Source organism: Colwellia ponticola, assembly GCF_005885605.1.
GTDB classification, from domain to species: Bacteria; Pseudomonadota; Gammaproteobacteria; order Enterobacterales; family Alteromonadaceae; genus Colwellia; species Colwellia ponticola.
The window spans coordinates 1-774 of the sequence record NZ_SZVP01000040.1; the positions used below are offsets into that span (position 1 = coordinate 1).

The window sequence follows — 774 nt, forward strand, 5'->3', positions numbered from 1 at the left end:
AAAGTGATCATTTACACGTGATACTAGTGATCAAAGCTTAATGAGAATAAGCGATCAAAGTTAATGCCACTGGGTGATCAAAGGTGGAGAGAATATGCACTGGCGTTCAAGTGTGTTCGGTATTGCTACATGCGGCTGCGCTGCTTTCTTATATTTATGACTAGGCAGTTGGCAACTGACTAAGCCTTCCTCCTTCATCAAACGAGTAGCAACATAGCGGCTAATAGCCAAGCCCCTTGTTGCGGCAATAATGGAGATGGTTCGAGCACCCGCCGAGCTATTACTTTCAGCATGAATAGTTTTTACCATAGCAAGTGCTTTAACCTTTTCAGGTTTAATACGTCTACCTTGCTTTGCCCAATACTTGTAGCTGCTACGATGAATAGTAAACACATCGCAACAACGTTTAACGGTATGACTCCCTCTAAGGGCTTTGATTATCGCGAACTGTTGAGTGAGTCCGACATCAAGAGAGCCGTAGCCTTTTTTAGAATTTCCTTTTCTTCTTCAATACGAGCAATACGCTTTTTAAGTGCACGAATTTCAAGTTGGTCTGGTGTTAATGGCATGGCTTTGCTCGTTAAACCATTACGCTCATTTTTTAATTGGCGAACCCATTTGTCTAATGATGATTTACCTACATTCATTGCTTTTGCTGTTTCAAGCACAGAGTGGCCTTTATCAACGACTAATTGAGCACATTCAAGTCTGAATTCTGGTGTGAAATTGGGTCTTGTTCTTTTTGTCATGGTGTCACCTAAGGTTTGATGAGGT

Annotated in this window: 2 protein-coding genes; both read right to left on the bottom strand. The window is 41.6% G+C overall.

Going from position 1 to position 774, the window contains the following annotated elements:
• Positions 1 to 60: 60 nt before the first annotated feature.
• On the bottom strand, positions 61 to 393 hold the full coding sequence (locus tag FCS21_RS15730; RefSeq protein WP_138624477.1) for an IS3 family transposase: 333 nt from the start codon (positions 391 to 393) through the stop codon (positions 61 to 63).
• A gap of 44 nt (positions 394 to 437) precedes the next feature.
• A partial coding sequence (locus FCS21_RS15735) for a transposase (protein WP_222927977.1) occupies positions 438 to 774 on the bottom strand: 337 nt, incomplete at its 5' end.